Source organism: Streptomyces sp. NBC_01012, assembly GCF_045162755.1.
Taxonomy (GTDB): domain Bacteria; phylum Actinomycetota; class Actinomycetes; order Streptomycetales; family Streptomycetaceae; genus Streptomyces.
In genome coordinates, this window is record NZ_CP108688.1 from 3,910,570 (window position 1) to 3,935,628 (window position 25,059).

21 protein-coding genes are annotated in these 25,059 nt (G+C 70.1%); 12 read left to right on the forward strand and 9 right to left on the reverse strand.

Going from position 1 to position 25,059, the window contains the following annotated elements:
• Positions 1-147 precede the first annotated feature (147 nt).
• The gene (locus OG623_RS17690; RefSeq protein WP_406147597.1) at positions 148-816 is read left to right on the forward strand and encodes a DUF4232 domain-containing protein; all 669 of its coding nucleotides are present in this window, start codon (positions 148-150) and stop codon (positions 814-816) included.
• Between the two features lie 96 nt (positions 817-912).
• Here the strand turns inward: OG623_RS17690 and OG623_RS17695 are convergent, their stop codons facing one another.
• A complete protein-coding gene (locus OG623_RS17695; RefSeq protein WP_406147599.1) occupies positions 913-1,812 on the reverse strand; it encodes a D-alanyl-D-alanine carboxypeptidase family protein in 900 nt (299 codons plus the stop codon).
• Positions 1,813-2,005: 193 nt separating this feature from the next.
• Between OG623_RS17695 and OG623_RS17700 the strand changes: the two genes are divergently transcribed.
• Together OG623_RS17700 and OG623_RS17705 are read left to right on the forward strand one after the other, a co-directional pair.
• Positions 2,006-2,692 (forward strand): GntR family transcriptional regulator, encoded by a 687-nt coding sequence (locus OG623_RS17700; protein ID WP_406147601.1) that lies wholly within the window; start codon positions 2,006-2,008, stop codon positions 2,690-2,692.
• Positions 2,689-3,996 (forward strand): nitrate/nitrite transporter, encoded by a 1,308-nt coding sequence (locus tag OG623_RS17705; RefSeq protein WP_406147602.1) that lies wholly within the window; start codon positions 2,689-2,691, stop codon positions 3,994-3,996. Before OG623_RS17700 ends, OG623_RS17705 begins: the two co-directional genes overlap by 4 nt.
• A gap of 63 nt (positions 3,997-4,059) precedes the next feature.
• On the opposite strand, the gene OG623_RS17710 is transcribed toward OG623_RS17705, so the two are convergent.
• Positions 4,060-4,884 (reverse strand): maleylpyruvate isomerase family mycothiol-dependent enzyme, encoded by an 825-nt coding sequence (locus OG623_RS17710; RefSeq protein ID WP_406147604.1) that lies wholly within the window; start codon positions 4,882-4,884, stop codon positions 4,060-4,062.
• Positions 4,885-5,083: 199 nt separating this feature from the next.
• Between OG623_RS17710 and OG623_RS17715 the strand changes: the two genes are divergently transcribed.
• The gene (locus OG623_RS17715) at positions 5,084-5,881 is read left to right on the forward strand and encodes a carbon-nitrogen family hydrolase (RefSeq protein ID WP_406147605.1); all 798 of its coding nucleotides are present in this window, start codon (positions 5,084-5,086) and stop codon (positions 5,879-5,881) included.
• 78 nt (positions 5,882-5,959) lie between these two features.
• Here OG623_RS17715 and OG623_RS17720 read toward each other — a convergent pair whose 3' ends face one another.
• Positions 5,960-6,454 (reverse strand): LURP-one-related/scramblase family protein, encoded by a 495-nt coding sequence (locus tag OG623_RS17720; protein ID WP_406147606.1) that lies wholly within the window; start codon positions 6,452-6,454, stop codon positions 5,960-5,962.
• 64 nt (positions 6,455-6,518) lie between these two features.
• Here OG623_RS17720 and OG623_RS17725 point away from each other — a divergent pair, with 64 nt between their 5' ends.
• Entirely contained in the window at positions 6,519-8,330 is a 1,812-nt protein-coding gene (locus OG623_RS17725) for an NHL domain-containing thioredoxin family protein (protein ID WP_406147607.1), read from the forward strand.
• Positions 8,331-8,343: 13 nt separating this feature from the next.
• Here OG623_RS17725 and OG623_RS17730 read toward each other — a convergent pair whose 3' ends face one another.
• The 3 genes from OG623_RS17730 to OG623_RS17740 all read right to left on the reverse strand — a co-directional run bounded on the left by OG623_RS17730 (position 8,344) and on the right by OG623_RS17740 (position 11,897).
• Entirely contained in the window at positions 8,344-8,565 is a 222-nt protein-coding gene (locus tag OG623_RS17730; protein ID WP_406147609.1) for a DUF6458 family protein, read from the reverse strand.
• A 104-nt stretch (positions 8,566-8,669) separates the two neighbouring features.
• The gene (locus OG623_RS17735; protein ID WP_406147611.1) at positions 8,670-9,968 is read right to left on the reverse strand and encodes a M18 family aminopeptidase; all 1,299 of its coding nucleotides are present in this window, start codon (positions 9,966-9,968) and stop codon (positions 8,670-8,672) included.
• A gap of 102 nt (positions 9,969-10,070) precedes the next feature.
• Positions 10,071-11,897 (reverse strand): acyl-CoA dehydrogenase, encoded by a 1,827-nt coding sequence (locus OG623_RS17740; protein WP_406147613.1) that lies wholly within the window; start codon positions 11,895-11,897, stop codon positions 10,071-10,073.
• 170 nt (positions 11,898-12,067) lie between these two features.
• Between OG623_RS17740 and OG623_RS17745 the strand changes: the two genes are divergently transcribed.
• The 3 genes from OG623_RS17745 to OG623_RS17755 all read left to right on the forward strand — a co-directional run bounded on the left by OG623_RS17745 (position 12,068) and on the right by OG623_RS17755 (position 14,841).
• The gene (locus OG623_RS17745; protein ID WP_406147614.1) at positions 12,068-12,508 is read left to right on the forward strand and encodes an SseB family protein; all 441 of its coding nucleotides are present in this window, start codon (positions 12,068-12,070) and stop codon (positions 12,506-12,508) included.
• A gap of 156 nt (positions 12,509-12,664) precedes the next feature.
• Positions 12,665-13,621: a pirin family protein gene (locus tag OG623_RS17750; RefSeq protein WP_406147615.1), complete on the forward strand. Its 957-nt coding sequence runs from the start codon at positions 12,665-12,667 to the stop codon at positions 13,619-13,621.
• Between the two features lie 140 nt (positions 13,622-13,761).
• Positions 13,762-14,841, forward strand: a complete 1,080-nt coding sequence (locus tag OG623_RS17755) for an AI-2E family transporter (protein ID WP_406147616.1) — start codon at positions 13,762-13,764, stop codon at positions 14,839-14,841.
• Here the strand turns inward: OG623_RS17755 and OG623_RS17760 are convergent.
• Entirely contained in the window at positions 14,836-16,959 is a 2,124-nt protein-coding gene (locus OG623_RS17760) for a SpoIIE family protein phosphatase (protein ID WP_406147617.1), read from the reverse strand. The genes OG623_RS17755 and OG623_RS17760 overlap by 6 nt on opposite strands.
• Positions 16,960-17,143: 184 nt before the next feature.
• Here OG623_RS17760 and aspS point away from each other — a divergent pair, with 184 nt between their 5' ends.
• Together aspS and OG623_RS17770 are read left to right on the forward strand one after the other, a co-directional pair.
• On the forward strand, positions 17,144-18,961 hold the full coding sequence (gene aspS, locus OG623_RS17765) for an aspartate--tRNA ligase (protein WP_406147619.1): 1,818 nt from the start codon (positions 17,144-17,146) through the stop codon (positions 18,959-18,961).
• Positions 18,962-19,180: 219 nt separating this feature from the next.
• The gene (locus OG623_RS17770; RefSeq protein WP_406147621.1) at positions 19,181-19,942 is read left to right on the forward strand and encodes a hypothetical protein; all 762 of its coding nucleotides are present in this window, start codon (positions 19,181-19,183) and stop codon (positions 19,940-19,942) included.
• A gap of 99 nt (positions 19,943-20,041) precedes the next feature.
• Here the strand turns inward: OG623_RS17770 and metG are convergent, their stop codons facing one another.
• The gene (gene metG / locus OG623_RS17775; protein ID WP_406147622.1) at positions 20,042-21,655 is read right to left on the reverse strand and encodes a methionine--tRNA ligase; all 1,614 of its coding nucleotides are present in this window, start codon (positions 21,653-21,655) and stop codon (positions 20,042-20,044) included.
• A 147-nt stretch (positions 21,656-21,802) separates the two neighbouring features.
• On the opposite strand from metG, the gene OG623_RS17780 reads away from it, so the two are divergent.
• Together OG623_RS17780 and OG623_RS17785 are read left to right on the forward strand one after the other, a co-directional pair.
• Positions 21,803-22,456 (forward strand): response regulator transcription factor, encoded by a 654-nt coding sequence (locus tag OG623_RS17780; RefSeq protein ID WP_161198899.1) that lies wholly within the window; start codon positions 21,803-21,805, stop codon positions 22,454-22,456.
• A gap of 65 nt (positions 22,457-22,521) precedes the next feature.
• Positions 22,522-23,718 carry a sensor histidine kinase gene (locus tag OG623_RS17785; RefSeq protein WP_406151879.1) on the forward strand — a complete coding sequence of 399 codons (1,197 nt, stop codon included), beginning with the start codon at positions 22,522-22,524 and terminating at the stop codon, positions 23,716-23,718.
• Here OG623_RS17785 and OG623_RS17790 read toward each other — a convergent pair.
• Positions 23,652-25,028, reverse strand: coding sequence for a VWA domain-containing protein (locus OG623_RS17790; RefSeq protein ID WP_406147623.1), 1,377 nt, complete (start codon positions 25,026-25,028; stop codon positions 23,652-23,654). The two genes, OG623_RS17785 and OG623_RS17790, sit on opposite strands and share 67 nt — an antisense overlap.
• Positions 25,029-25,059: the final 31 nt, after the last annotated feature.

The following is a 25,059-nucleotide window of genomic DNA, read 5'->3' on the forward strand; positions in this document are numbered from 1 at the left end:
TCCCCGTGCCTGTGTAACAGCCATGCATTAGGCGGTGGTCAGGTGGAACGGCCGAGCGCTCCGGACCTGTCCTGTTGGTCAGATGCGTTCGCTCGTACCGATCCGATCCGAGCGGCCCGCGCTGTCAATCGATGTGAGGAAGAAACGATGCGCGCTCGCAAGATCACCTTCGCTGCCCTGGTCGTCGCCGCGGGTCTGTCGCTCACGGCCTGTCAGGAGGACGACGCCGCCGTGGGGCAGCCCGACCCGTCGTCCGCGTCGGCGTCCGCCGAGCCCACCTCCGGCGGAGGGTCGGACTCGGGCGGCTCGGACCAGGACGGCGGGGAGAACTCCACCGCTCCCGACGACGGGTCGACCTCCGGCGGGACCGGCGGCGGTTCGGGCAGCAAGGCCCAGCAGTGCACCACCGACGGGCTGAAGATCACGGCGGTGGACGGCTTCATCGACGGCGACCCCGACGGCAGCGTCACGGTGGGGCTGAAGAACAGCAGCGGCGCCGACTGCGTGATTTCCGGGTTCGCCGGTGTCGACCTGAAGACCAACGCGGGGACGATCTCCGCCACGCGTAAGGGCGAGGCCGGCGACCCGTACACCCTCAAGAACGGCAAGGAGATCGACTTCTACGTCAGCTACCCGCTCAACAAGACGGGTGGTTCCGGCGTCCGCATCACGGGTCTTGTGGTGACCCCGCCGAACCAGACGAAGTCGGTCACCCTCGACTGGCCGGGCGAGAGCTCGCTGCCCGCGGGGGACAGTGGCAACGGTGACCAGGTGCTGGTCGGCCCGGTCGGCAGCGCCGGCCAGGGCGGCAGCTGATCCGCGTCGCCGCACGGACACGGAGTCGCCGCACGGACACGGAGGAGGGGCCCCGCACCGCGTGCGGGGCCCCTCCTCCGTCACCGCCGGACCGGGCTACTTCTTGAAGGCGTAGTCCAGGAGCTTCTTCGCGTCCGACGTGCGGTTCGCCGCCGACGAGGAGGTCAGGACCGTACCGATGACCGTCCTGCCCTTGCGGGTCGCGGCGAAGACCAGGCAGTACTTGGCCGAGGGGCCCGAGCCGGTCTTCACGCCGATCGCGCCGCTGTAACTCCCCAGCAGCGGGTTGGTGTTCGACCACGACATGTAGCGGTAGCCGCCGGACTTGGTCGTGACCTTCTGCTTCGTCGACTTCGTCTTCACGACCGTGCGGAACGTGGAGTTCTTCATCGCGCTCGCGGCGATCTTCGTCAGGTCGCGCGGCGTGGAGTAGTTCGATCCGCTGCCGATGCCGTCGAACGAGTCGAAGTGGGTGTTCTTCAGGCCGAGGCTCTTCGCGGAGGCGTTCATCTTGCCGATGAAGGACTTCACCCGGGCCGCACGCGTGGAACCCGAGCCGAACGTGTCGGCGAGCGCGTACGCGGCGTCGCAGCCCGACGGCAGCATCAGACCGTACAGGAGCTGACGGACCGTGACCTTGTCGCCGACGATCAGCCGGGCCGACGAGGCGGTGTTCTTGACGATGTAGTCGCTGTACGCCTTCTGGATCTTGACCTTGGAATCAAGGTTCAGATTCTTCTGCGCCAGCACCACCTTGGCGGTCATGACCTTCGTCGTGGAGCCGGTGGAGCGGCGGGTGTCCGCGGCCTTGCCGTAGAGCGTCTTCGCCGTCCCGCTGTCCATCACGAAACCGCCCTTGGCGGTGATCTTGGGCTTCGGCGGTGCCGCTGCCCGAGCGGTGGAGGCGAACGCGCCGCCCGCGAGTACCGCCCCTGCGGTCAGGGTGACCGTGGCCGTGACAGAGGCGCGACGGATACCCGTGATGCCGTGTTTCAACGTAGATGCTCCAAATGTCCCTGAAGGGGGCGCTGCACGGAAGTGCCGCCCTGGTCATGAGACTCATGAGGGCCCCGAAGGGCTGTACACCCGTAAGAGTGACAGTGCGCCGCGGGAGCGCCCGTGGAGGGGGCGGGGTCCGGATCGCGGACAGGGGGAGCAGACGTACGCATCTTGTATCTATGCTGTGTGCATGCCCGCCGCACCCACCGCATCGCCCATGGCCCGCAAGACGGCCGCCCCCAAGCCGCCACCCGCCGCCGAGCGCGTCTACACCCACATCAAGGAAGCGGTCCTCGACCGCCGCTACGAGGGCGGCACGCTCCTCACCGAAGGCGACCTGGCCGAGGCCGTCGGCGTATCCCGCACCCCGGTGCGCGAAGCGCTGCTCCGCCTGGAGGTCGAAGGGCTGATCAAGCTCTACCCGAAGAAGGGCGCGCTGGTGCTCGCGGTCTCCGCACAGGAGATCTCCGACGTGGTGGAGACCCGGCTGCTGGTGGAGGAGTTCGCCGCGCGCAAGGCCGTGCCCGCGCCGCCGCAGCTCATCGCCAGGCTCGAACAGCTCCTGGAGGAGCAGCGGGAGCTCGCCGACGCGGGCGATCTGGCCGCGGTCTCCGTCAAAGACCGCTGTTTCCACGCCGAGATCGTGAAGAACGCGGGCAACGAGATCCTCTCCCGTCTCTACGACCAGCTCCGTGACCGGCAGTTGCGGATGGGCGTCGCCGTGATGGAGGCGCATCCCGGCCGGATCGCCGCCAACATCACCGAGCACGGTGAGCTGCTGGAGGCCATCAGGTCAGGTGACGCCGACGGCGCGGCGCAGGTCGTACGGCGCCATGTCAGCAGGGTCAGGGTGCTGGTCCGGGGGGATGACCGATGACCTCCGCGGCTCCCACCCTCTCCCTGCCGGGGGACCCGCCCGGAGGCCGGCGAGCCGTCTGGGTCTGGGGCATCGGCGTCGCCGTCTACTTCGTCGCCATCATCTTCCGTACGAGCCTCGGCGTCGCCGGAATCGACGCCGCCGACCGGTTCCACGTCAACGCCTCGGCCCTGTCGACGTTCTCCATCCTCCAGCTGCTCGTCTACGCCGGCATGCAGATACCCGTCGGCCTCCTGGTCGACCGGCTCGGCACCAAGAAGGTCCTCACCATCGGGGTGGTGCTCTTCACGCTGGGGCAGCTGAGCTTCGCGCTCTCGCCCTCGTACGGCATGGCGCTCGCCTCCCGCGCGCTGCTCGGCTGCGGCGACGCGATGACGTTCATCAGTGTGCTGCGGCTCGGCGCCCGCTGGTTCCCGGCCCGCCGCGGACCTGTGGTCGGGCAGGTCGCAGGGCTCTTCGGGATGGCGGGCAACCTCGTCTCGACCCTCGTCATCGCCCGCGCGCTGCACGGCTACGGCTGGACCGCGACCTTCGTCGGCAGCTCGCTGGCGGGTGTGGTGGTGCTCGTCCTGCTGCTGCTCTTCCTCAAGGACCACCCCGAGGGACACGAGCCGCCGCCCGCCGAGCACGCCGGAGCGGCGTACGTACGGAAGCAGATCGCCGCGGCCTGGCGTGAGCCGGGCACCCGCCTCGGGATGTGGGTGCACTTCACCACGCAGTTCCCCGGGATGGTCTTCCTGCTGCTGTGGGGCATGCCGTTCCTGGTCGAGGCGCAGGGGCTGAGCCGGGGCACCGCGGGTGAGCTGCTCACGCTGGTGGTGCTCTCCAACATGGTGGTGGGGCTCGTCTACGGGCAGGTCATCGCCCGCCATCACGCCGCGCGTGCCCCGCTGGCGCTGGGCACGGTCGCGATGACCGCGCTGCTCTGGGGGACCACGATCTTCTACCCCGGGAACCACGCGCCGATGTGGCTGCTGATCACCCTGTGCGTGGTGCTCGGCGCCTGCGGCCCGGCCTCGATGATCGGCTTCGACTTCGGCCGGCCGGCCAACCCGCCGGAACGCCAGGGCACCGCTTCCGGCATCGTCAACATGGGTGGCTTCATCGCCTCGATGACGACCCTGCTCGCGGTCGGAGTCCTGCTGGACGCGACCGGTGACAACTTCCGCATCGCGTTCGCCTCGATCTTCGTCCTGGAGGCGTTCGGCGTCGTACAGATCCTGCGGCTGCACGCCAGCGCGACGCACAGGGAACGCGACCATCACGTCATCAGCCGGGTCGAAGCCGTGCACGTGCCCGCCTGACGGCGCACCGGCGGCGCGCCCGTGCCGGTCCCCGCCGGCGGACGGGCGCCGCCGGGCCGGGGGCTACGGGGTCACGGCGAAGTGGCGCAGGATCTCGGCCGCCAGGTCCTGGTCGCCCTCGACCTTGATCCGGTCCTCCACGGCCTGCGGCCTGACCCGGCCGCAGGCCAGCCGGTAGTACGTCTCCCAGTCCAACGCCAGGGTCGCCACGGGGCCGAGGGAGGGTGCACCGTCGACCGAACCGTGGCCGTCGCCGTCGACCCTGACGGTGCGCAGGAACTCCAGCGGACCGTGCACATCGAAGACCACGGCCGAATCGTGCGGTGCGCCCGCGTCCTTGGCGACCACCTTCGCCAGCCCGGCGAGCAGCGTGTCCCGGACGACCAGGGCGCCGGGGGAATCCAGATTGCCGGGCTGCCCCAGCGTCGTACGCAGATCCTGCTCGTGCACCCAGACGTCGAAGGCCCGCATGCGCAGGGACAGTTCCAGCGTCTGCTCGGCGCCGAGGGGCGCCCGCACCATGGTCTCGGGGTCACGTGACTCGTTGCGCAGCTGACGCATCCGCCGGATGAGCGTGTACTCCAGCTCCGCGGTCATCTCCGGCGCGGTGTGATGGCGCCGTACGTCGACCTGCATCTCCGTGTAGCGCTGGTGGTCGTTCTGCACGTGGTAGAGGTCGCGCGGCAGCGTATGGATCGGACGGGGGTCACCGAGCTGCTCGCACTCCATGCCGATGACGTGCGAGACGATGTCACGCACCGACCAGCCCGGGCAGGGTGTCCGGCGATTCCACTCCCCCTCTGCGAGCGGCTTGACCAGCTCGGCTATCGACTCGATGGACTGGGTCCAGGCATCGGCATAGGTCTGGAGGCTGGGATGGACGGTCACGGGACCCCTCGTGCGGTTCTGCGGTGCATGGGCTGGCGAGCAGGGAAGTGCCGACGGTAGGGCCGGCACCGACAGTGCTGTCTACGGCTACGTGGGAGGCTCGCCCGCTAAGTTACGCTGCGAGCAGGCACCCCGGCAGTGCTTTCGTGTGACGATCGTAGGCCCGCGTTGACGGCTTCCATGCCAGGACGGTGGTAGTGTGCTCGCCTCCCTCATCCAGATCGCAGTAAACCCGGATGAATCGGTCAATTCCCGTAGAGAGCGCGCGGCTTCACTGGTCGTGCGGCAGCGGGGAGCGGATCTGGTCGTCCTCCCCGAACTCTGGCCGGTCGGCGCCTTCGCCCATGACGCGTTCGCCGATGAGGCCGAGCCCCTGCAAGGCCCCACGCACGACATCATGGCGAAGGCGGCCGCCGAGGCCGGCGTCTGGCTGCACGCCGGGTCCTTCGTGGAGCGCGCCGATGACGGCACCCTCTACAACACCTCGCTGGTGTTCTCCCCCGAGGGTGAGCGAGCCGCCTCGTACCGCAAGATCCACCGCTTCGGCTTCGACAAGGGTGAGGCCGTGCTGATGGGGGCCGGTGAGGAGCTGGTCGCCGTCGCTCTGCCGGAGACCACGCTCGGCCTCGCGACCTGCTACGACCTGCGCTTCCCCGAGCTGTTCCGGGGGCTTGTCGACGCGGGGGCCGAGACCCTGGTCGTCGCGGCCGGCTGGCCGGAGCGCCGTCGCTCGCACTGGACGCTGCTCGCCCAGGCCCGCGCGGTCGAGAACCAGGCGTATGTCCTGGCGGTCGGGTCGTCGGGTACCCACGCGGGGATCGAGCAGGCGGGCCACAGCATCGTCGTCGACCCCTGGGGCGAGGTGCTCGCCGAGGCCGGAGCCGACGAGGAAGTGCTCACCGTGGAGTTCGATCCGGCGAAGGCCACGACCACCCGGGAGCAGTTCCCGGCGCTCAAGGACCGCCGGCTGGGTCTCGCGCCGAGGCGTCTGGGCTGACCCGCGCGCAACGCATCAGGGCGGTGGTCCGGTTTCACGTGAAACCGGACCACCGCCCTGATCCATGACGTATGCCGTTCAGTCCTTGTCGTGTTCCTTGTCCGCGAGGACGATGACGCACACCGCCACGGCGATGAGCAGCGGTGTGTCGGCGTCGTCCCGCACGATGTCCACGCCGTAGGTGTCGCGGACGGTCAGCCAGCGCCGGGAGATCTGGGCGAGCAGCTCACCGTCGTAGTCGATGGCGAACTCGCGGTCCAGGATCTTCCCGCTGACATCCAGTTCGGTCCCGTCCACCAGAGCCACCCGGTAGTGGTTGCGCAGGAGCGAGAGCCGCTTGCGCTTGACCTTGGCGAGCTCCTCGCCGTTCCGCTCGATGATCATCGTGTCGCGCAGGCTGATCAGCTTCTGGCGGATCTCCACCAGGACCCGGCCGTCCGTGTCCTTCAGCTCGAAGGTGTCCCGGAGCCGCATGGCTTTTCCATCGACGAGGAAGAGCTTCCGCCCGTCCGCATCCTCGATCCAGTAGTCGTCGCCGACGCCGAACAGTCGCTCACGTACGAGAAGTCTCATGGATCACAGGTTCCCCGATGCCCCGCCGGAATGCGTGCAGGCCGCGGTGCTGTTGACTGGTTACATGACAGCACGTGCACGTGTCCGCGCCCCCGAACTGATCGGCAAGGGCGGCTGGCTCAATACAGGCGACCGGCAGTACACCCTTGCTGACCTGCGGGGACGCATCGTCATCCTGGACTTCTGGACGTTCTGCTGTGTGAACTGTCTGCATGTGCTCGACGAGCTGCGTGAGCTGGAGGAGAAGCACCGCGACACCGTCGTGATCATCGGTGTCCACTCGCCGAAGTTCGTGCACGAGGCGGAGCACCAGGCCGTCGTCGACGCCGTCGAGCGGTACGAGGTGCACCACCCCGTCCTCGACGACCCCGAGCTCGCCACCTGGAAGCAGTACGCCGTCCGGGCCTGGCCCACGCTCGTCGTCGTGGACCCCGAGGGCTATGTCGTCGCGCAGCACGCGGGCGAGGGGCACGCGCACGCCATCGAGAAGCTGGTCGAGGAGCTGGAGAGCGAGCACGCCGCCAAGGGCACCCTGCGCCGCGGCGACGGCCCGTACGTCGCCCCGGAGCCGGTCGCCACCCATCTGCGGTTCCCCGGCAAGGCGCTCACGCTCCCCGACGGGGGCTTCCTGGTGTCGGACACCACCCGTCACCGGCTGGTGGAGCTGGACGCCGACGGTGAGACCGTACGGGGCCACTTCGGCACCGGAGAGCGTGGATTCACGGACGGCCGCCCCGACGAGGCCCGGTTCAGCGAGCCGCAGGGTCTCGCCCTCCTGCCCGACGGCAGGATCGCCGTCGCGGACACGGTCAACCACGCGATCCGGGCGCTCGACCTGGCCACGGGCACGACGAGCACGCTCGCCGGGACGGGCCGCCAGTGGTGGCAGGGCTCCGCGACCAGCGGCCCGGCCACGGAGGTGGACCTCTCCTCGCCGTGGGACATCGCCTGGTTCGGTGACCGGCTGTGGATCGCCATGGCGGGCGTGCACCAGCTGTGGACGTACGACCCGGAGGCCGGCGCCGTACGCGTGGCCGCGGGCACCACCAACGAAGGGCTGGTCGACGGGCCGGGCCCCGAGGCGTGGTTCGCGCAGCCGTCCGGTCTGGCCGCTGCCGCTGACCGGCTCTGGGTCGCCGACTCCGAGACCTCCGCGCTGCGCTGGGTGGACGCGGAGGGCGCCGTCCACACCGCGGTCGGTACCGGTCTCTTCGACTTCGGCCACCGGGACGGCCCGGCCGGCGAGGCGCTTCTGCAGCACCCGCTGGGGGTCACCGCACTCCCGGACGGTTCCGTGGCCGTGAGCGACACCTACAACCACGCGCTGCGGCGGTACGACCCGGAGAGCGGCGAGGTCACCACCCTGGCCACGGATCTGCGGGAGCCGAGCGACGCGGTGCTGGTGGACGGGGACCTGGTCGTCGTCGAGTCCGCACGGCACCGGCTGACCCGGCTGCGGCTGCCCGACGAGGCCGTGCGGGTCGCGGACCGTGCCCACCGGACCCAGCGGGCCCCCACCGAGGTCGCCGCCGGCACGCTGCGGCTGGACGTGGTCTTCCAGGCACCCGCCGGGCAGAAGCTGGACACCCGCTACGGCCCCTCCACCCGGCTGCTGGTCTCCTCGACCCCGCCGGAGCTGCTGGCCGAGGGATCCGGCCAGGGTACGGACCTGAGCCGTGACCTGGTCCTCGCGGACGGGGCCACCGAGGGCGTCCTGCATGTGTCCGCGATGGCGGCGTCCTGCGACGACGACCCGGCCAACGAGTACCCGGCCTGCCATGTGCACCAGCAGGACTGGGGCGTCCCGGTGAGCGTCACCGCCACGGGGACGGCGAGGCTGCCGCTGGTGCTGGCCGGGATGGACGAGCAGGACTGACGGGCCCGCCGGCTCACCGGTAGCGCTTCTCGTCGTCCGGGACGACCGTGGTGGTGGGCGGCACGATCATGCGGCGCCGGCGCGCGATGCTCACGTAGACGAAGACCCCGACGAGGCCGACGAGCATCATGATCCAGCCGACCAGGTCGACGTTGACGCTGTCCATTTCCCAGTCGGTGGCGAACGCGAGAATCGCGCCGGCACCGATCAGGAGAATGCATCCTCCGAGTCCCATGACTTCGCCTCCTCGACGGCCCGGTGAATCCGGGCCGGTGTACGTCTCGCGTACCCGGCCCGGCAACAACCATGTCCGAAGGGGCGGTTGGGACGGCGGAGGGATCAGGCCGCGAGGAACGCCAGGAGCGCGTTGGCCAGGAGATACGGGTCGTCGGCTCCGCAGAGCTCGCGCGCACTGTGCATCGAGAGGATCGCCACACCGATGTCGACGGTGCGGATGCCGTGCCTCGCCGCGGTGATCGGGCCGATCGTCGTGCCGCAGGGCATCGAGTTGTTGGAGACGAACGACTGCCACGGCACGCCCGCCTTCTCGCAGGCCGTGGCGAATACGGCGCGGCCGCTGCCGTCGGTCGCGTAGCGCATGTTGACGTTGACCTTGAGGATCGGTCCGCCGTTGGCCACCGGGTGGTGCGTCGGGTCGTGCCGCTCGGCGTAGTTCGGGTGGACGGCGTGGCCGGTGTCCGAGGAGAGGCAGACGGTTCCGGCGAAGGCCCTGGCACGGTCCTCGTACGAGCCGCCGCGGGCGAACACGGAGCGCTCGAGGACCGTGCCGAGCAGCGGGCCGTCCGCGCCGGTGTCGGACTGGGAGCCGTTCTCCTCGTGGTCGAAGGCCGCCAGCACGGGGATGTACGGGAGCTCGTCGTCGGGCTGGGTGACCACGGCCGCCAGCGCGGCGGTCGCGGCGTGCACCGAGAGCAGGTTGTCCATCCGGGGACCTGCGAGCAGCTCACGGTCCCGGCCCAGATAGGCGGGCGCCTCGACGGGGTGCGGCATGAGGTCCCAGCCGGTGACCTCGGCGGGGTCGACGCCCGCCGCCTCGGCGACGAAGCGGATCAGGTCGCCCTCCTCGACCTCACCGAGCCCCCAGATCGGCTGCATGTGCTTCTGCCGGTCGAGCTTGAGGCCGTCGGGGTTGGCGGACCGGTCCAGGTGCACGGCCAGCTGGGGGACCCGCAGCAGAGGCCGGTCGATGTTGACCAGCCGGTGCGTGCCGTCGCGCAGCGAGAGGCGGCCGGCGAGACCGAGGTCCCGGTCGAGCCAGGTGTTCAGGAGCGTCCCGCCGTAGACCTCGACGGCGATCTGGCGCCAGCCGTACGCACCCGTGTCGGGCCGCGGCTTGACGCGCAGGTTGGGGGAGTCGGTGTGCGCCCCCACGATCCGGAACGGGGTGTGGGCGCCGGCGCCCTCCGGCACGTACCAGGCGACGATGGCGCCGCCCCGCAGGACGTACTTCCCGCCGATGGAGCCGTCCCACGCGTCCGTCTCCTCGACCTGGCGGAATCCGGCCTTCTCCAGCCGCGCGGCGGCCTCGGCCACCGCGTGGTACGGGGAGGGTGCTGCCATCAGGAAAGCCATCAGGTCGTCGGTGTGCCCGCGGTCGAAGCGGAGGGGAGAGCTCATGTTCCTCACTTTAACGACGGCCCGTGAGGGCGCTTCACGGTGTACGACGATGCCGCCGCCCGGGAAGGATCCGGACGGCGGCATTCGGCAAGCGGGAAGGCCTCAGAACGCGGCCTCGCCCAGCTCCATCAGCGAGTTGTCGACGGACTCGGCCAGCGCGCGCTCGCCGGAGACCCCCGGCAGGACGTTCGCCGCGAAGAACTTCGCGGCGGCGATCTTGCCCTGGTAGAACGCCGCGTCCTTGGCGGAGGCGTTGCGCAGCTTCTCGGAGGCCACGACCGCGCCCTTGAGCAGCAGGTAACCGACGACGACATCGCCGGACGCCATCAGGAGGCGGGTCGTGTTGAGACCGACCTTGTAGATGTTCTTGACGTCCTCGCCGGTCGCGGTGAGGTCGGTGATCATCGTGCCGACGATCGCCTCCAGGTCCACCGCGGCCTTGGCGAGGTTGTCCAGCGAGCCGGACAGCTCCTCGTCGCCCTGGGCGCTCGCGAGGAACTTCTTGATCTCCTCGGAGAGCGCGTTCAGCGAGGCACCCTGGTCGCGGACGATCTTCCGGAAGAAGAAGTCCTGGCCCTGGATCGCCGTCGTGCCCTCGTACAGCGTGTCGATCTTGGCGTCACGGATGTACTGCTCGATCGGGTACTCCTGGAGGTAGCCCGAGCCGCCGAAGGTCTGGAGCGACTGCGCGAGCTGCTCGTAGGACTTCTCGGAGCCGTAGCCCTTGACGATCGGGAGCAGCAGGTCGTTGAGGCCGTTGAGCGCCTTGGCGTCCTCGCCCGCGGCCTCCTTCACCTGGATCGCGTCCTGGACGGACGCGGTGTACAGCACGAGGGAGCGCATGCCCTCGGCGTACGCCTTCTGCGTCATGAGCGAGCGGCGCACGTCGGGGTGGTGCGTGATGGTGACCTTGGGGGCCGTCTTGTCCATGAACTGCGACAGGTCGGTGCCCTGGACGCGCTCCTTGGCGTACTCCAGCGCGTTGAGGTAGCCCGCCGAGAGGGAGGCGATGGCCTTCGTGCCGACCATCATGCGGGCGAACTCGATGATGCGGAACATCTGGCGGATGCCGTCGTGCTTGTCGCCGATCAGCCAGCCCTTGGCGGGGTGCTGGTCGCCGAAGGTCATCTCGCAGGTGTTCGACGCCTTGAGGCCCATCTTGTGCTCGACGTTCGTCGCGTACACGCCGTTGCGCTCACCGAGCTCGCCGGTGGTCCAGTCGAAGTGGTACTTCGGGACCAGGAAGAGGGAGAGGCCCTTGGTGCCGGGGCCCGCGCCCTCGGGGCGTGCCAGGACGTAGTGGAGGATGTTCTCGGACATGTCGTGCTCGCCCGAGGTGATGAAGCGCTTCACACCCTCGATGTGCCAGGAGCCGTCCTCCTGCTCGACCGCCTTCGTGCGGCCGGCGCCGACGTCCGAACCGGCGTCCGGCTCGGTCAGCACCATCGTCGAGCCCCACTGCTTCTCGACGGCGATCTCGGCGACCTTCTTCTGCGCCTCGTTGCCCTCGTCGAAGAGGATGCCGGCGAACGCGGGACCTGAGGAGTACATCCAGACGGCCGGGTTGGAGCCGAGCACCAGCTCCGCGTAACCCCAGATCAGGGAGCGCGGGGACGTCGTGCCGCCGATCTCCTCGGGCAGGCCCAGGCGCCAGTACTCGGAGTCCATGAACGCCTGGTACGACTTCTTGAAGGAGGCCGGGACGGGCGCGGTGTTCGTCTCGGGGTCGAAGACCGGCGGGTTGCGGTCCGCGTCGGCGTACGAATCGGCGAGCTCGTTCTCCGAGAGGCGGGTGACCTCGTCCAGGATGCTCTTCGCGGTGTCGACGTCCATCTCGGCGAACGGACCGGTGCCGTACAGCTTGTCGCGCCCGAGGACCTCGAAGAGGTTGAACTCGATGTCGCGGAGATTCGACTTGTAGTGCCCCATGGGAAGGCTCCGTAATCAATAGCAGTGGCGCGCAGCGCCCCGTGGAGGAGTGAGGATCGGGCGACGGACGGCCTGGCGTGGGTATATCAGCTGACCTCTCGATGATGCTACCCGTCAGTAATAAGACGCAACCCCTCAAGGCACAGATGTGTCCGATTACTCTTTGCGGCATGTATGGCTACGACCAGAACCCGGGTGCACAGCAGCAGATGGGCGGCGGCTACGGCGAGCAGCCGTTGTACCCCGAGCCCTCGCCGCCGTCCCTGGCCGACGCGGTACGGGCCTTCACGACCGGTTCGCTGTCCGCGGAGGACTTCCAGCAGATCTTCGCCACGGCGAAGGTCTACTGCCCGCGCGGCGACAACCCCGGCTTCCTGGCGCTGCACAACACGCAGCAGCCGGTGATCCCGATGTTCAGCACGCTCAAGGAGCTCAGGAGCTACGCGGGCAAGGAGTCCAAGTACTTCGTGATCACGGGCGCCGAGGTGATCGACCTGCTGCCGACGGGCTACGGCTTCGTCCTGGACATGGAGGGTGATCACCGCATGGTCTTCGACGCCAAGGCGGTGGAGCAGATGGTCGACTTCGCGATGCGCCGCATGTACGGCTGAGGGCTGTCCCGTAGGCGCCGCATACGACAAGCCCCGAGGACCCGCACCGTTCCGGTGCGGGTCCTCGTCGCTGTCCGGGGGTGCGGGAATGGATGCCACCTTGCTGGATGTTCACCATTCAACTAAATTGGCAGCAGACTCCCGGAGGTGGCTCCCATGCCCGCAGTGACCGTCGAAAACCCGCTGACCCTGCCGAAGGTCGCGGCCGAGGCCGCGGCCGTGGCCCGCCCTGTACTGACCGTCACGACCGCGCCCAGCGGCTTCGAGGGGGAGGGATTCCCGGTGCGGCGCGCCTTCGCCGGGATCAACTACCGGCACCTCGACCCGTTCATCATGATGGACCAGATGGGTGAGGTGGAGTACGCGGCCGGCGAGCCGAAGGGGACCCCCTGGCACCCTCACCGCGGCTTCGAGACCGTCACGTACATCATCGACGGCAGCTTCATCCACCAGGACAGCAACGGTGGCGGCGGCGCGATCGAGAACGGTGACACCCAGTGGATGACCGCCGGCAGCGGTCTCCTGCACATCGAGACGCCGCCCGAGGCGCTCGTCATGTCCGGCGGCCTCTTCCACGGCCTCCAGCTCTGGGTGAACCTGCCCAAGGCCGACAAGATGATGGCGCCCCGCTACCAGGACATCCGCGGTGGCCAGGTCCAGCTCCTCGCCTCCCCGGACGGCGGCGCGCTGCTCCGTGTCATCGCCGGTGAACTCGACGGCCATGAGGGGCCGGGCATCACGCACACCCCGATCACCATGGTCCACGCGACGATCAGGCCCGGTGCCGAGGTGACGCTGCCCTGGCGCGAGGACTTCAACGGCCTCGCCTACGTGCTCGCGGGGCGCGGGAGCGCCGGAGCGGAGCGCCGCCCCGTCCGTACCGGGCAGACCGCGGTCTTCGGCAAGGGGTCGTCGCTGACCGTCCGCGCCGACGAGGCGCAGGACGGCAACACGCCGGACCTGGAGGTCGTGCTGCTCGGCGGGCGCCCGATCCGTGAGCCGATGGCGCACTACGGGCCGTTCGTGATGAACACCCAGGAGGAGCTCAAGCAGGCCTTCGAGGACTTCCAGGCCGGCCGCCTCGGCACGGTCCCGGCCGTCCACGGCATGTGACCTGACACTCCGGGCGCGGGTGACGCCGGGCGGTGGGTGACGCCCGGCGTACGGACGGCGCCCGGCGTGCGGATGACGGGGCGTCACCCGTACGCCCGTGCGGAAGGGACACCGCTCCCGGCCCGTGATCGGGTGGGAGGGTGCCGCCCAACCGGAAGCCCCTCCTGCCCGACGTCGCGCGGCGGACGGCCGCCTGGTGCGGCGTACTGCTCCTGGTCGCCGGCGTCGTGGCCGTGGCCGTCTGGCTGTGCGTGACGCTCAAGACCGCGGTCACCCCGGTCCTGCTGGCGCTGCTCGGCACGGCCCTGCTCGGGCCCGTCCACCGCTGGCTGACCGCCCACAAGGTGAACAGATCGGTGGCGGCGGGCCTGACCTGTGCCGCGCTCGTCGCGGTGGTCGGCGGTGCCGGATACATCGTGGTCACCGCCCTCGTCGACACCGGCGACCAGATCGTGTCCTCGCTGAAGGACGCGGGCCAGTGGGTCATCGACCACTTCGGCATCGCGGGTTCCGCGAATGTGGACGACCTGGCGGAGAACGCCAAGGGCCTGGTCGAGAAGTTCGGCGCGAGCGCGGCGGGCGGCCTGCTCACCGGGATCAGCCTCATCGGGTCGCTCCTGACCACCTCCGTCCTGGCCCTGCTGCTGACGTTCTTCTTCCTGCGCGACTCCGACCGCGCCGCCCGCCTCGCGCACTCGGTCGCCCCGCGCGGCACGGGCGACCTCGTGGAGGCCATGGGGCGCAGGGCCTTCGAAGCCGTCGAGGGGTTCATGCGCGGCACCACCTTCATCGCCCTGATCGACGCGGTGTGCATCACGGTGGGCCTGCTGATCCTTCGGGTGCCGGGCGCGGTGGGCCTGGGGGCGCTGGTCTTCGTCGGCGCCTACATCCCGTATCTCGGGGCGTTCATCTCAGGGGCCGTCGCCGTGCTGGTCGCGCTGGCCGATCGAGGCTTCGTGATCGCGCTCTGGGCCCTGGGCGTGGTGCTCGCCGTCCAGGTGCTGGAGGGCCATGTGCTCCAGCCCGTCATCCAGAGCCGTACGGTCCAGATGCACCCCGCCATGGTCATGATCGCGCTGACCGCGGGTGCGAGCGTCGCGGGACTGCTCGGCATGCTGCTGGCGGTGCCCCTGTGCGCCGCCGCGTTCGGGGTGATCGGCGAGCTGCGCCGTGGTTTCGAGGACGACGGCCCGGAAAGCGCGGTTCCGGAGGGCTCATGAGACGAGGCCGGCGCCCAGCTCCGCGGGCTCCGCCGCCTCGTACAGCTCGAACCAGATCGACTTCCCCTCGCCCCTCGGGTCCACGCCCCACAGGTCGGCGAGCATCTCCATCAGCATCAGTCCGCGGCCGCTGGAGGCCATCTCGCCCGGCCGCCGTTTGTGCGGCAGCTCGTCGCTGGCGTCGGCCACCTCGACACGCAGCCGCCGCATGCCCCGCTCTCCGGTCACCTCCGCCACGAGCAGCGCGTCCCCGTCCGTGTGCACGAGCACGTTCGTGGACATCTCGGAGACCATCAGCTCCGCGGAGTCGATCTGCTCCGCGTCACCCCAGTCGTGCAACAGCTCCCTCAGCTGCTGCCTGGCGGCCGCGACCCGCTCGGGCTCCGCCTGGGCGATGGTCATGGCCGAGCGCCGTGCCGGAGTCCTGCGCGTCCGCGCCCCTTCGCGGCGCAGCACCAGGACCGCGATGTCGTCCTCACGGCGGTCCGCCAGTGGCCCGGTCGTGTAGTGCGAGCCGGGACCGTGCACCGTCTGTACGAGGGCGTCCGCGAGCTCCTCCAGGTCCTCGACGGGCTTCTCCAGGACCGGCCTGAGCCTGGTCCATCCGGTGGCCATGTCGTGTCCGCCGGTCTCGATGAGCCCATCCGTGCACAGCATGATCGTCTCGCCCGACCCCAGGACGACACGGGTCGTCGGATAGTCGGCGTCCTTCTCGACGCCCAGCGGCAGCCCCCCGGCGGTCTGCCGGATCACCGCGGTGCCGTCGACGCTGATCACCACCGGGTCCGGGTGGCCGGCCCTGGCGACGTCGAGGGTCCCGGTCGTGGGGTCGGCCTCCGCGTACAGACAGGTCGCGAAGCGTGTCGCGTCGGACCGGTCCTCGCCGTCGAGCGGGTCGTACGTCTCGGTCAGCCCGGACAGGAAGCGCGAGGCCCTGGAGAGCACGGCATCGGGGCGGTGCCCCTCGGAGGCGTACGCGCGCAGGGCGATCCGCAGCTGGCCCATCAGGCCCGCCGCCCGGACGTCATGGCCCTGGACATCGCCGATGACCAGGGCGATACGGCCGTTGGGAAGCGGGATCACGTCGTACCAGTCGCCGCCGACCTGGAGCCCTCCCCCTGTCGGGATGTAGCGCGCCGCGACCGCCAGGCCCGGTACATCGGGGCCGAGGGACGGCCTCATCGACCTCTGGAGGCCCAGCGACAGCTCGCGCTCGTTCTCGGCCGCACCGGCGCGGGTCAGGGCCTGTGCCAGCATCCGGGCCACCGTCGACAGCACGGAGCGCTCGTCCGGCGAGAAGGCCACCCGGTGCTGGAACCCCGCCATCCAGGCCCCCGTGGTGTGCCCGGACGAGATCAGTGGCAGGAAGGCCCAGGACTGGCGCCGGAACCCCTTGGCGAGGGGCCAGGTGGCGGGGAAGCGCCGCCGGTACTCCTCGGGCGACTCCAGATAGATCGCCTGGCCGGTCCGCACGACCTCGGCGGCCGGATAGTCGGTCTCCAGCGGCATGTCGGTGAACGGCTCCTCGTCGCCGGCGTTCTGCCCGTGGTGCCCGATGACGGTCAGCCGCTCGCCCGAGACGCCGAAGAGGGCGAGTCCGTCAGGAGAGAAGCCGGGCATGGAGAGCGAGGCGGCGACCCGCAGGACCTCCTCGGTGGACGCCGCCTCGGCCAGCGCACGCCCCGCGTCCAGCAGGAACGCCTCGCGCGAGCGTCGCCAGTCGCCGGTGAGCGGGGTCTGCGCGGCGGCACCCGCCGGGGGCTCGGTGACCTCCTGGAGCGTGCCCATCAGCACATACGTATGACGCCCCGGGGTGTTCAGCGGGACCGGCTTCGACCGGGTGCGCACCGTGCGGACGACCGAGCCGTTCTCGTCCATGATCCGGAGCCTGGCCTCGGCCAACGTGCCCTCGGCGATCGCGAAGTTCACGATGCCGTCGATCTCGTCCCAGTCGGCCGGATGGAAGCGCGGGCGCACCTCGCCGCCGGGGCGGGTCGTGGGCTCGGCGGGCAGCCCCACCAGCCGTGCCGCCTCGGCGTCGAACGAGACCGAGCCCGATGAGCTGTCCCAGCTCCACAGGCCGGTTCCGATCGCAGCAAGGATCTCCTCGGTGCGCATTGCCCCACTTTAGGAAGATGTTCTCCGCGGTCGCCACCGAGGGAGACCGCCAGGCAGCGCCCTGTCGGACGCCTTCGGGCGCGTCCCGGACAGCCGTGCGGCAACAATGCCAATGAAGCGGCGTGTCCACGGGCGGTAACCTGAGGTGTCACACCCCCGCCCCGCGAAGACTGGATGAACGACGATGCATCGGTACAGGTCCCACACCTGCGGCGAGCTCCGCGCCTCTGACGTCGGCACCGACGTCCGGCTGAGCGGCTGGCTGCACAATCGCCGAGACCTGGGTGGCATCCTCTTCATCGATCTGCGCGACCACTACGGCCTGGTGCAGCTCGTCGCGCGCCCCGGCACCGCCGGCAACGACGCCCTGGCGAAGCTGACCAAGGAGACCGTCGTCCGGATCGACGGCAAGGTCTCCGCGCGCGGTGCCGACAACGTCAACCCGGAGCTCCCGACCGGTGAGATCGAGATCGAGGTCACCGAGGTCGAGGTGCTGGGCGAGGCAGGACCGCTGCCCTTCACGATCAACGCCGAGGACGGCGTCAACGAGGAGCGGCGCCTGGAGTACCGCTTCCTCGACCTGCGCCGCGAGCGCATGCACCGCAACATCATGCTGCGCTCGGCCGTGGTCGCCTCCATCCGCTCCAAGATGGTGGCCCTCGGCTTCAACGAGATGGCGACGCCGATCCTCACCGCGACCTCCCCCGAGGGCGCCCGTGACTTCGTGGTGCCCTCCCGGCTCAACCCGGGCAAGTTCTACGCCCTCCCCCAGGCGCCGCAGCAGTTCAAGCAGCTGCTGATGATCTCCGGCTTCGACCGGTACTTCCAGATCGCGCCCTGCTTCCGTGACGAGGACGCCCGCGCCGACCGTTCGCCGGGCGAGTTCTACCAGCTCGACGTGGAGATGTCGTTCGTCGAGCAGGAGGACGTCTTCCAGCCGATCGAGAAGCTGATGACCGAGCTCTTCGAGGAGTTCGGCAACGGCCGCCATGTCACCTCGCCGTTCCCGCGCATCCCGTTCCGCGAGTCGATGCTGAAGTACGGCAACGACAAGCCGGACCTGCGGGCCAAGCTGGAGCTCGTCGACATCTCGGACGTCTTCGCCGACTCCGGGTTCAAGGCGTTCGCCGGCAAGCACGTCCGCGCCCTCCCGGTGCCGGACACCGCGGGCCAGTCCCGGAAGTTCTTCGACGGCCTCGGTGAGTACGCCGTCGAGCACGGAGCCAAGGGCCTCGCCTGGGTGCGCGTCGGCGACGACGGCACGCTGGCAGGACCGATCGCGAAGTTCCTCACCGAGACGGATGTCAAGACCCTCACCGAGCGGCTGTCCCTGGCCCCCGGCCACGCGGTCTTCTTCGGCGCGGGCGAGTTCGACGAGGTCTCCAAGATCATGTCCGCCGTCCGTGTGGAGGCCGCCAAGCGCGCCGGACACTTCGAGGAGGGCGTCTTCCGGTTCTGCTGGATCGTCGACTTCCCGATGTACGAGAAGGACGAGGAGACCGGGAAGATCGACTTCTCGCACAACCCCTTCTCGATGCCCCAGGGCGGCCTGAAGGACCTGGAGGAGAAGGACCCGCTGGACATCCTCGCCTGGCAGTACGACATCGTCTGCAACGGCATCGAGCTGTCCTCCGGCGCCATCCGTAACCACGAGCCCGAGCTGATGCTCAAGGCCTTCGAGATCGCCGGTTACGACCGCGAGACCGTGGAGCACGAGTTCGCGGGCATGCTCCGCGCCTTCCGCCTCGGCGCCCCGCCGCACGGCGGCATCGCCCCGGGCGTCGACCGCATCGTGATGCTGCTCGCCGACGAGCCCAACATCCGCGAGACGATCGCCTTCCCGCTCAACGGCAACGCCCAGGACCTGATGATGGGTGCTCCGACCGTGCTGGACGAGACGCGGCTGCGCGAGCTGAACATCCAGCTCCGCAAGCCCGTCGCGGCGACGAAGGAGAAGGCCGAGGCCAAGGACTCGGTGGCGAGGGACACCGGCGCGAAGTAGGCGTCACCCCCTCCGCTTCGGTTCCACGTGAAACAGCCCCCGGCCACCCGGCCGGGGGCTGTTTCACGTGGAACTTGCCCGCGTACGGGTGGAACTCCTACGGCCTCGGGTACACGGGCCGGGTACATCCGGATGGCCCCGGTTCAGGTTCGGCGCCCTCGGGCCCGGCAAAGACTGGCACGGGAAGCTCGTCCGCCCTCCACCGAGGAGTTCCGCACCGTGTCCCTCCCGCGCCGCCCCTACGTCCTTCTCGTCGCCCTGTACCTGCTGGTCATCGGCTGTTCCGCCGGGACCGTGGGGACCGTCGACCCCTCCGCGCCCCGGGGCGCGGCCGGCCCCGAGGCCCCGAGCGCCCCGCCGCGCCCCGTGGAGAGCCTCCGCCCCCCGGCGGATATCCCGGATCTGGGCCCGGGGACCCGCGCGCAGATCCCGGCCACGGCCCGGCAGGCCGTCGTGGTGACCGGGCAGGGCCCCGACTCCAACAACTCATCGGTCGTGCTCTACAACCTCGACGACGCCGCCCTCGGATGGAGACCCGGGGCGGGCCCCTGGCCCGCCCACAACGGAAGGGAAGGCTGGACGGACCACCATCTCGCGGATGACCTCAGATCCCCCGTCGGGGTCTTCGGCCTCACCGACGCGGGCGGCCGGCTGCCCGACCCGGGCGCACTGCTCCCGTACGACGAACAGCACCGCTTCGCGGTGACCGGCGAGGGCTTCCTGGGCGAGCCCCTCGACGGCTCCTTCGACTACGTCGTCGCCATCAACTACAACCGGACCCCGGGCACCAGCCCGCTGGACCGCACCCGGCCCCTGGGCCCGGAGCGCGGCGGCGGTATCTGGCTCCACGTCGACCACGGCGGCCCGACCCAGGGCTGCGTCTCGCTGACCGAGGACCGGATGCGGGAGCTGCTGCTCACCCTGGATCCGGCGAAGCACCCGGTGATCGTGATGGGGGACGCCGCGTCGCTGGCCCTGTGAGACGCGGAATGGCTACTGCGGCCTGCCCGTCAAGGCTGTTGCCGACGGAGCCCGGGTCCCCGTGTTCGGGGAGCCGGGCTCCTGCGTGGTGTGCGTCGCTTACGCGGGCTTCTCCTCCAGGCGGGGGAACAGCACCGCGCCCTTCGTGACCGTCGCGCCCACGGGCAGCTGTCCCCAGCGGCCCGCGTCCTGCACCGGCTGGTCGGCCAGCGCGCCGAGGGAGGCCTCGGCGCCGAGGGACTCCCACAGCTTCTGCGAGGTGTCCGGCATCACGGCGTTCAGCAGGACCGCGACGGCGCGCAGCGCGTCGGCCGCCGTGTACAGGATGGTCGCGAGCCGGGCCTGTCCCTCCGGGGACGTGTCCTTGGCGACCTTCCAGGGCTCCTGCTCCGTGATGTAGCCGTTGACCTGCTTCACGAAGTCGAAGATCGCCAGGATGCCGCCCTGGAAGTCCAGCTCCTCGCCGACCTTCCGGTCGGCGGAGGCGACAGCCTTGGCCAGGCCCTCCTGGACCGCCAGCTCCGCGTCGCCGGCCGCCGTGGCCTCGGGGAGCGCACCGCCGAAGTACTTGCCGACCATGGCCGCCACGCGCGAGGCGAGGTTGCCGTAGTCGTTGGCGAGCTCGGAGGTGTAGCGGGCGCTGAAGTCCTCCCAGGAGAACGAGCCGTCGCTGCCGTACGCGATGGCCCGCAGGAAGTACCAGCGGTACGCGTCCACGCCGAAGTGCGAGGTCAGGTCCTGCGGCTTGATGCCGGTCAGATTCGACTTGGACATCTTCTCGCCGCCGACCATCAGCCAGCCGTTGGCGACGACCTTGCCGGGCAGCGGAAGACCCTGCGCCATCAGCATGGCCGGCCAGATGACCGAGTGGAAGCGCAGGATGTCCTTGCCGATCAGGTGCACGTCCGCCGGGAACGTGCCGTCGAACTTCTCCTGGTTGGCGCCGTAGCCGACCGCGGTCGCGTAGTTGAGCAGCGCGTCGATCCACACGTAGATGACGTGCTTCGGGTCCCACGGCACCGGGACGCCCCAGTCGAACGTGGAACGCGAGATCGACAGGTCCTGGAGACCCTGCTTGACGAAGTTCACGATCTCGTTGCGGGCGGACTCGGGCTGGATGAAGCCCGGGTTGGCCGCGTAGAACTCGATGAGCTTCGGGCCGTACTCGCTCAGCTTGAAGAAGTAGTTCTCCTCCTTGAGGAGCTCCACCGGCTTCTTGTGGATCGGGCACAGCTTGGTGCCGTCCTCGGCCTCGATCAGGTCACCCGGGAGCTTGTACTCCTCGCAGCCCACGCAGTACGGGCCTTCGTACCCGCCCTTGTAGATCTGGTCCTTGTCGTACAGGTCCTGCACGAACTCCTGCACACGGTCGGTGTGCCGCTTCTCCGTCGTACGGATGAAGTCGTCGTTCGCGACGTTGAGGTGCTCCCAGAGGGGCTTCCAGGCCTCCTCGACGAGCTTGTCGCACCAGGCCTGGGGGGTGACGTTGTTCGCCTCGGCCGTGCGCATGATCTTCTGACCGTGCTCGTCCGTGCCGGTGAGGTACCACACCTTCTCGCCGCGCTGGCGGTGCCAGCGGGTGAGCACGTCGCCTGCGACGGTCGTGTAGGCGTGGCCCAGGTGAGGAGCGTCGTTGACGTAGTAGATGGGGGTCGATACGTAGAAACTCTTCACGACGTCGCCCCCTTGCTTCTCGGATCCAGTGGCCGCCATGGTCGAAATCCTAACGGCCCGTGGGAGATCCACTCACATCGATAACGGCGCCCCGGGGTGCGGAGAGCTTTGCGAAACATCCTTTCCCGTACCAAAGACGCATCCTGGGAGGAGTGGGCACGCGTGCACGAGGCAGGGGACAACACGATGCGGGTACTGGTCGCCGAGGACGAGGAAATTCTTGCGGAGCTGGTGGCGACCGGACTGCGGCGGGCCGGATTCGCCGTCGACACCGTGTACAGCGGCGACGCCGCGCTCGCCTACCTCGGGCTCCACGACTACGACGTCGTCGTCCTGGACCGCGATCTGCCCCGGGTGCACGGCGACGACGTGGCGCGCAGGCTCGTCTCCGCGGGCTCACGGACCAGGATCCTGATGCTCACCGCTTCCGGGACCATGGAGGACCGGGTGGAGGGGCTCGACCTCGGCGCCGACGACTATGTGAGCAAGCCCTTCGAATTCCCCGAGCTGGTGTCCCGGGTGCGCGCCCTGCGGCGGCGCAGCGCCCGTCCCGTCCCGCCGCAGCTGGAGAGACACGGCATCCGGCTCGACAGCGTGCGCAGGGCCGCCACGCGTGACGGGCGGGACCTGGATCTTTCACCGAAGGAGTTCACCGTGTTGCAGCTGCTGCTGGAGGCAGACGGAGGCACGGTCAGTGCCGAGGAGCTGCTGGAGCGGGCCTGGGACGCCAATGCCGACCCCTTCACCGGCGCCGTCCGCGTCTGTATGAGCAAGCTGCGCGCCAAGCTGGGGGAGCCGGCGTTGATCCGCACCGTCCAGGGCGTCGGGTACGCCCTGTGAGCGGCGGGCTGCTACGCCTGGTGCGGGCGACCGGTACCTCGCACGTCCGGCACTCCACGATCCGGATGCGGATCGCCCTCGTGTACGGCGGGGTCTTCCTGGTCCTCGGCACGGCGCTGCTCACCACGGTCAACCTGGCGTCGCGCGCCGGCACGGACTCGCAGGCCCGGGCCATCGCCACATCCGCGGCGGTCGCCCAGCCGGGCTTCGCGGTCAACGGGCCCCTGCACACACGGGGGCGCCTCGGGCCGCCCACGGTCTACGACGTCACCGACGACGTCAGCAACGCGGCGAGCCGGGAGCTCCTGTACTGGTCGATCGCCGCGCTGCTGGTCATGACGGGCTGCGCGGTCGGCGTGGGCTGGTGGACCGCCGGCCGGGTGCTGCGGCCCGTCCACGCGATGACGGCGAAGGCACGGCGGCTCTCCGAACACACCCTGCACGAGCGGATCGCCTCCAGCGGTCCTGACGACGAGCTGAAGGAGCTGGGGGAGACACTCGACGCGCTGCTGGCACGGCTGGAGAAGGCCTTCGACAGCCAGCGGCGCTTCATCGCCAACGCCTCGCACGAGCTGCGGACCCCGCTGGCCACCCAGCGGGCGGCGATCCAGGTGGGGCTCGACGACCCGTCTCCCGAGGACCTCGTACGGACCCGGCAGACGCTGCTGGACAACAACCGGCGCAGCGAGCGGCTCATCGAGGGCCTGCTGGTGCTGGCCCGCAGCGAACAGGGGCTGGCCGGCACCGAGCGCGCGGAGGTCGACCTGGCGCAGGTGCTCAAGGAGGAGTCGGTCAGGACCCCCGCGGCGGCGGGGCGTTCGGCGGTGGACCGGCCGGAGGTCACGGTCGAGGCCGAGCCCTGCGTCGTACGCGGAAACCGGCAGCTGCTCGCGCAGCTCGTGGCGAACCTGCTGTCCAACGCGGTGCGGTACAACGTGCCCGACGGCCGGGTCAGGGTGTCACTGTCGGCTGTCGGGGTCCTGGTGGTCCGCAACACAGGACCCGCTGTGGCCGAGGCGGACATCGCCGGGTTCTTCCAGCCGTTCAGGCGTGGGGAGGGGCGGGACCGTATGGGGCAGGGCTCGGGGCTCGGCCTTTCGATCGTGCGGTCGATCGCGCTGGCCCACGGCGGTACGGTCACGGCGGTACCCGGCCCGGAGGGCGGGCTCGCCGTGACCGTACGGCTGCCGGTGGATCAGTCCTCCGCGCTGTCTCCGCGGGCGGCGGTCCAGGCGGGCAGTCCGGCCAGGACCTCCCGGTAGAACGTCGCGTCGGGCACCTCGCGCGGGGCGGGACCCGCGTGGAAGAAACCGGCGTTCTCAACGTCCAGCCTGCGCAGGAAGTCGAAGCCCTTCGCGTCCTCTTCGCCGAACGCGACGAACTGGAAGAACAGCGGCAGCCGTGCCGCTTCCGCCAGCGCCTGCTTGGCCGCGACCTTCGCGTCCGGGGCGCCGTCCGTCTGGAAGATCACCAGAGCCGGTCCTGTGGCGCCTGACTTCTCGTAGTGCGTGACGATCTCCTCGACGGCCCGGTGGTAGTTCGTACGGCCCAGGCGGCCGAGGCCCGCGTGCAGCTCGTCGATCCGGCCCTCGTGCGTGGCGAGGTCGACCGCCCCGGTGCCGTCGATGTCGGTCGAGAAGAAGACGACGGGCACGGTGGCGTTCGCGTCCAGGTGCGCGGCGAGCGCCAGCGTGCGGTCGCCGAGGTGCTGGGCGCTGCCGTCCTTGTAGAACGGCCGCATGGAGCCGGACCGGTCGAGCACCAGATACACGGTGGCCCGCAGCCCCGTCAGCCCGTGCGCCTTGAGACCGGCCTGCGCCGCCTTGTACGGGGCGACGAGCGCGGGCGCCGCCGCCTTGACCCGGGCGAGGGTGACGGCAGGCTTCCCGGCGGGAGCGGAAGCCTTGGGCTCGACGGCCGGCTCGACGGCCGGCTCGACGGCTGCCTCCGCGACCGGCTCCGCGTCCGGCTCGGCGGCTGCCGCTTCGGCCTTCGGCGCCTCGGGCGCGGCCTCCGGCTCGGGGGCCGCCTCGGGAGCCGGCTCGGTCTTCGCTTCGGCCTTCGTCTCGGCCTCTGCTCCGGCGGCAGGGGCTTCGGTGGCGGGGGCCTCGGCGGCAGGCTCCTCGACCGCGGCCGCGCGCTCGCTCTCGCCCTCCGGATCCAGGTCGATGTCGATCGTGATCGGCTCGGCGTCGGCGTCGGCGGCGGTGTCCTTCCCGGCATCGGCCGAGTCCTCCGCCGGCTTCACCTCCGGGTCCGACCCCTGGGCCGGAATCCTCGGCGAGGACACCGGAGCCGAGGTGGCGGCCGATGTGGCGGCCGAGGATTCGCTCGTCTTGTCGAAGGCCGCCGAAACCAGGTCCGACGCCTGTCCGCTTCCGCTTCCGCTTCCGCTGTCGTGCTCGGCACCGGTGGACCGGTCCGAGGATGAAGCCGGGGCCGGTACCGAGGCCTTCTCCGGCTCCGGCTCCGTGGCCTGGGTGCGCTCGGCCTGGGGCGGGACGGTGGCCGTGGTCGGCTCGTCCTGCTCCGTCCGGCCGAACACCTTGCGCAGCAAGCTCCGAATGCCCATGGGCGAGGCCTTTCGCATGAGTTGGGTGCGA

Bases quoted from the DNA above. Each gene is read 5' to 3' on its own strand.
- OG623_RS17690 (WP_406147597.1), top strand. From the start codon at position 148: ATGCGCGCTCGCAAGATCACCTTCGCTGCCCTGGTCGTCGCCGCGGGT.
- OG623_RS17700 (WP_406147601.1), top strand. From the start codon at position 2,006: ATGCCCGCCGCACCCACCGCATCGCCCATGGCCCGCAAGACGGCCGCC.
- OG623_RS17705 (WP_406147602.1), top strand. From the start codon at position 2,689: ATGACCTCCGCGGCTCCCACCCTCTCCCTGCCGGGGGACCCGCCCGGA.
- OG623_RS17720 (WP_406147606.1), bottom strand. From the start codon at position 6,454: ATGAGACTTCTCGTACGTGAGCGACTGTTCGGCGTCGGCGACGACTAC.
- OG623_RS17725 (WP_406147607.1), top strand. From the start codon at position 6,519: ATGACAGCACGTGCACGTGTCCGCGCCCCCGAACTGATCGGCAAGGGC.
- OG623_RS17730 (WP_406147609.1), bottom strand. From the start codon at position 8,565: ATGGGACTCGGAGGATGCATTCTCCTGATCGGTGCCGGCGCGATTCTC.
- OG623_RS17735 (WP_406147611.1), bottom strand. From the start codon at position 9,968: ATGAGCTCTCCCCTCCGCTTCGACCGCGGGCACACCGACGACCTGATG.
- OG623_RS17740 (WP_406147613.1), bottom strand. From the start codon at position 11,897: ATGGGGCACTACAAGTCGAATCTCCGCGACATCGAGTTCAACCTCTTC.
- OG623_RS17745 (WP_406147614.1), top strand. From the start codon at position 12,068: ATGTATGGCTACGACCAGAACCCGGGTGCACAGCAGCAGATGGGCGGC.
- OG623_RS17750 (WP_406147615.1), top strand. From the start codon at position 12,665: ATGCCCGCAGTGACCGTCGAAAACCCGCTGACCCTGCCGAAGGTCGCG.
- OG623_RS17760 (WP_406147617.1), bottom strand. From the start codon at position 16,959: ATGCGCACCGAGGAGATCCTTGCTGCGATCGGAACCGGCCTGTGGAGC.
- aspS (WP_406147619.1), top strand. From the start codon at position 17,144: ATGCATCGGTACAGGTCCCACACCTGCGGCGAGCTCCGCGCCTCTGAC.
- metG (WP_406147622.1), bottom strand. From the start codon at position 21,655: ATGGCGGCCACTGGATCCGAGAAGCAAGGGGGCGACGTCGTGAAGAGT.
- OG623_RS17780 (WP_161198899.1), top strand. From the start codon at position 21,803: ATGCGGGTACTGGTCGCCGAGGACGAGGAAATTCTTGCGGAGCTGGTG.
- OG623_RS17785 (WP_406151879.1), top strand. From the start codon at position 22,522: ATGCGGATCGCCCTCGTGTACGGCGGGGTCTTCCTGGTCCTCGGCACG.
- OG623_RS17790 (WP_406147623.1), bottom strand. From the start codon at position 25,028: ATGGGCATTCGGAGCTTGCTGCGCAAGGTGTTCGGCCGGACGGAGCAG.